This window comes from Gemmatimonadales bacterium, from assembly GCA_036265815.1.
In the GTDB taxonomy this organism is placed as follows: Bacteria; Gemmatimonadota; Gemmatimonadetes; order Gemmatimonadales; family GWC2-71-9; genus CAVVWJ01.
Genome location: DATAOI010000091.1, coordinates 1 through 4,638 on the forward strand (window position 1 = coordinate 1; position 4,638 = coordinate 4,638).

Here is a 4,638-nt window from a genome sequence, read left to right on the forward strand (position 1 = left end):
AGGAAGAGCGCCGGCCACTCCTCTGCCTTGGACTGCCGGAACAGCCGGGTGCTCCCGTACCGAAGTGTGCCGGCCAGATGGGCGACCTGCAGGTGACGCCGGGCAATGGGACCTGGGCTGCGGATTCGCGACACCGAACAAAGGGATTGTCGGGTGGGCCGCAAGGACTATCTGGCTTGTCGATGCTTAGGCCAGATGGCGTGGTGGAAGGCGCGCTGCATCCCCTCCGTGCCGTCTACGCGCTCGCCTACGGGGCCGGCCTCGAGGTGAGCGCCATTTTGGGCTGGTGGACGCGGACGTTGATTCGAGCGCCCGCCAGGTGCGCGCGCGGCACCAAGGCGTGGACGCGCGACCGGCTCGCCCGGGTGGCCGACTGGGCCTGGCCGTTGGTCCATGAGCATCTCGCCACCGCGCTGCCCGGTGAGCGGGTCTTCCGCGGGTGGGACCGCTGGCCGTCGGCGAGGCGCACTGAACCCGACTCCGGGCGCTGGGCCTCGAGGGCTACCGGCTCCATGACGCTCGGCACCCCTGGGCGGTGCGCATGGCCCGCGCCGGCGCCCCGTTTGAGCGCATCGCCCGTCAGCTCGGCCACCGCGACGTGGCGATGATCGCCAAGGCCTACGGATGGTTCAAGCCGGACACCGAGGAGCGCGATCGCTGGGAGCGGATCGCCGCGGCGCGCGACGAGGAAAAATGGAAGAACTTGGGTGCCAAGGGAGGTGCCAGAGAGATCGATCCGCTTCCCAACTTACATGAACAAACCCTCGCAAGCGACGACGCTTGTGAGGGTTCCGATGATAGCAGGGGCGGGACTCGAACCCGCGACCCCGGCATTATGAGTGCCGTGCTCTAACCAGCTGAGCTACCCTGCCGTTGCCCGCCGGGAACGTAATTCCCGAGACCCCAAACGCAAGCCGACTTACGCCCCGCTCCCTTTCAGCAGCTCTCCCACCTCTCGCCCCAGCGCCTCCGGCGTGAACGGCTTCTGCAGGAACGGCTGCCCCGCCTCCAGCAACCCCCGGCGCACGATTTCGTCGTCGGTGTATCCGCTCATGAACAACACCGGGAGTCCCGGCCGGAGCGCGAGCATCCGCCGGGCCAGCTCCCGCCCGTCCATCCCCGGCATGATCACGTCGGTGATGAGGAGCGCGACCCGCCCGTTCCCCTGTTGACTCAGCGCCAGCGCCTCCGGCCCGTTGCCAGCCGATACCACCCGGTAGCCATACTCCTCCAGCGATCGCGAGGCCATGTCGCGCACCGTGGCCTCGTCCTCCACCACCAGGACTACCTCGCCCGAGGCGCGGGCGGGCAGCTCCGCGTTCGGGCGCCGGGTGCTCGGTTCCGTCTCCAGCGGCAGATAGACCTTGAACGTGGTCCCCTGCCCCAGCTCGCTGTAGGCCCACACGTATCCATCGCTCTGCTTGATGATGCCGTACACCGTCGCGAGACCCAGCCCGGTGCCTTGCCCCACCGGCTTGGTGGTATAGAACGGCTCGAAGATGTGCCTCAGCGTTTCCGGACTCATGCCGTGGCCCGTGTCGCTCACGGCAAGCAGTGTATAGGCGCCGGGTCGAATTGCCACGCCTGGATGCATCCGGGCGTACGCCTCGGTCAACTGCGTCACGCTGGTCTCGATGCTCACCCGCCCTCCGATCGGCATTGCGTCGCGGGCGTTGAGCACCAGGTTGAGTAGGACCTGCGCCAGCTGGCCGGGGTCGGCCCTCACCCGGCCGGACCGGGCTCCCAGTCGGAGCGTCAGCGTCGAGCGCTCACCCAGCGTCCGGCCCAGCACGGCCTCGAGGCCCTGGATGGCCTCGTCCAGTTCGAGCACGCGCGGCTGCAGCACCTGGCGCCGGCTGAACGCCAGGAGCTGTGCGGTGATCGCGGCGGTGCGCTCCGCGGCTTCGCGGATCTGCTCGATGTCCTGCCGCGCCGGATCAGGCAGGTCGCCCCGCCGGAGGAGAAACTCGGTCGCGCCGAGCACCACGGTCATCTGATTGTTGGCCTCGTGCGCCACGCCGCCGGCGAGCTGTCCCACCACCTCCATCCGCTCCCCCACCCGGGTCCGTTCCTCCGCCTGCCTACGGGCCGTGACATCGGTGTTCACTTCGATGACCGCGAGCGGCTGGTCCGATTGGCCCTGCCGGACGATCCAGTGCACGGCAACGTTGAGACGCCGCCCGTCCTTGGCCACGTGCACCAGCTCGCCCTCCCATTGTCCCAGATCGATCAACGCTTGGCGGATCTCCTCGAGCGGCGCGGGAAACTCGGTCCGCAGCAGCTCATGAGAGAGTTGGCCCACCGCCTCCGACGACGACCATCCGAACAGCCTGGTCGACCCGCTGCTCCAGTAGGTGATCCGGCCATCGAGGTCGCGCACCAGCGCCTGCGCGGCGTCGAGCGCCTTGGCCAGGTCCCGGCTCCGGGCAGTCTCGCTGGCGAGCTCCGCCCGGCTGAGCTTCAACGCGGTGATGTCGCGCTTGATCGAGGAGGCGCCGGTCACCACTCCCGCCGGGCTCCGGATGGGCGAGACGCTGAGCGCGATGATGACGCGCGAGCCATCCTTCCTGATCCGCTCGGTTTCCGAGAACTCGACGGGCTGGCCCCGGGAGACCCGCTCGAGCGCCTCGTGCTCCTCCGGGTGGAGATCGGGCGGGATCAACGTGTAGATCGATCGGCCGATCATCTCCTCCGCCGAGTAGCCGAAGATGCGCTCGGCGGCCGCATTCCAGCTGGTGACGGTGCCGTCGAGCCGCTTCCCGATGATCGCGTCCTCCGAAGAAGCGACAATGGCCGCCCGGATGGCGGTGGCCTCCCAAGCACGCATGCGTTCGGTCACGTCCTGGCCCACGACGGTGAGCCCCTCCGGAGCGGGGTAGGCCGCGACCGAGAGCCACTTGTCTCCGGGCGCGACATAGGTCTCCAGGCGCACGACCACGTGGCCGGCGAGGGCCCGGTGAAACGCCTCGTCCAGCGGCCCACCCACCGTGTCGGGGAAGGATTTCCAGTAATTCCGTCCGACGTAATCGCTGGGCTCGCCGCCCCAGAGCGCCGCGGCGCGCTGGTTCATGTAGCTGATCGTCCAGTCGCGGTCCAGCACCAGAAACGCGTCCGTGATGCTCGCGAGGATGCGATCGACCCGCTCCGATTCCGCGGCTGCCTTCGCGGCTGCCACCTGGGTCCGTGCGGCCTCTTCTTCGGCCCGAAGGGTCTCCTCCTCCGCCCTCGCGGCTTCCTCCTCGGCACGGATGGTCTGCTCCTCCGCGCGCGCGGTCTCCTCCTCAGCGACTCGGGCCGCTGCCGCGGCCCCCCGGTGGGCCCGGAGCCGCGATTCCCCCATCAGTCCGGTCGCGAGCCCGGTGCCCACGTAGAAGGCGAGGCCGATCACATCGGCCTGATCGATCAGGGGCACCGGGCCGCGGCCAAGCACGAGATACACCGCGGTGATGGCGCTGAGCATGGTCGCCAGCACTGCAGGACCGAAGCCAGCGACGAACGCCACGACGAAAACCGCCGGGAACAGCGTGATGAACGGGAAGTCGGTTCCCAGCACCGGCGAGAGCAATATCCGGAGCACCAGGGCGACGCTCACGGCCGCAATCGCCCAGAGATACGGTACCAGCCGTTGGCTGGACGAGCCGGGTGAGTCGGGTGGGGCTGCGGGGTGCTGGATCACTTCGACGTGCCTGGAAAAACGTCAGGGGCCAGCGCTGTCGGCCGGGACCAGCTTGTAGAGTAGCTCGCCTTTTCGGATCATGCCGAACTGCTCGCGGGCGACGTGCTCCTGCACCCGGGGATCGTGCTCGATGGCCATGGCCTGGCGCCCGAGCGAGTCCAGCGCACGCTTGAGCAACGCGACCTTCTCCTCCTCCGCCGCCACTTGCCGGCGGAGCTTCATCAGGTCCAGCGTGCCGTACTCACCGCCCTGAATGGCGAAGTAGAGCGCGAAGACCACCGCCGCCAGCATCGCGAGGCGCGCGAGCGTCACAAGGGGTACAGGTCCCGTCCGGGATAGTGGCCCAGCTCACCCAGCTCCTCGGCGATGCGGAGCAGCTGATTGTACTTGGCCGTCCGGTCCGTGCGGCTGGCGCTGCCGGTCTTGATTTGGCCCGCCCCGGTGGCCACGGCCAGGTCGGCGATGAAGGTGTCCTCGGTCTCACCGGAACGGTGGGAGATGACGACGCCGTAGGCGCTCCCCTTGGCCAGCTCGATGCACTGCAGGGTCTCGGTCAGGGTGCCGATCTGATTCACCTTGATCAGGATCGCATTCCCCACCCCTTCCTCGATGCCGCGGCCAAGCCGGTCGACGTTGGTGACGAAGATATCGTCGCCCACCAGCTGGACCCGGTCGTGCAGCCGCTCGGTGAGCAGAGCCCAGCCGGCCCAGTCGTTCTCCGCCAGACCGTCCTCGATCGACACGATGGGATACCGGTCCACCCACCCGGCGTAGAGATCCACCATCGCCTCGGCCGAGCGGCGGGTGCCGTCGCCCTTCTTGAACACGTACTCGCCGTCCTGATAGAACTCCGAGGCCGCGGGGTCGAGGGCGATCGCCACGTCGCGCCCGGGCTCGTAGCCCGCGGCGGTAATCGCCTGCATGACCACATCGAGCGCTGCTTCGTTGGACGGCAGCATGGG

4 protein-coding genes and 1 tRNA gene are annotated in these 4,638 nt (G+C 68.6%); 1 reads left to right on the forward strand and 4 read right to left on the reverse strand.

Annotation, left to right across the window (positions count from 1 at the left end):
- The first annotated feature begins 182 nt into the window (after positions 1-182).
- Positions 183-608, forward strand: a complete 426-nt coding sequence (locus VHR41_18245; GenBank protein HEX3236141.1) for a hypothetical protein — start codon at positions 183-185, stop codon at positions 606-608.
- 190 nt (positions 609-798) lie between these two features.
- On the opposite strand, the gene VHR41_18250 is transcribed toward VHR41_18245, so the two are convergent.
- From VHR41_18250 to eno, 4 genes are all read right to left on the reverse strand, one after another.
- Positions 799-872 (reverse strand) — tRNA-Met (locus VHR41_18250).
- Positions 873-919: 47 nt separating this feature from the next.
- Positions 920-3,676, reverse strand: coding sequence for a PAS domain S-box protein (locus tag VHR41_18255; protein ID HEX3236142.1), 2,757 nt, complete (start codon positions 3,674-3,676; stop codon positions 920-922).
- Between the two features lie 21 nt (positions 3,677-3,697).
- Entirely contained in the window at positions 3,698-3,988 is a 291-nt protein-coding gene (locus VHR41_18260; GenBank protein ID HEX3236143.1) for a septum formation initiator family protein, read from the reverse strand.
- Positions 3,985-4,638: phosphopyruvate hydratase (gene eno, locus VHR41_18265; GenBank protein ID HEX3236144.1), on the reverse strand; the 654-nt coding region annotated here is incomplete at its 5' end. The genes eno and VHR41_18260, both read right to left, overlap by 4 nt.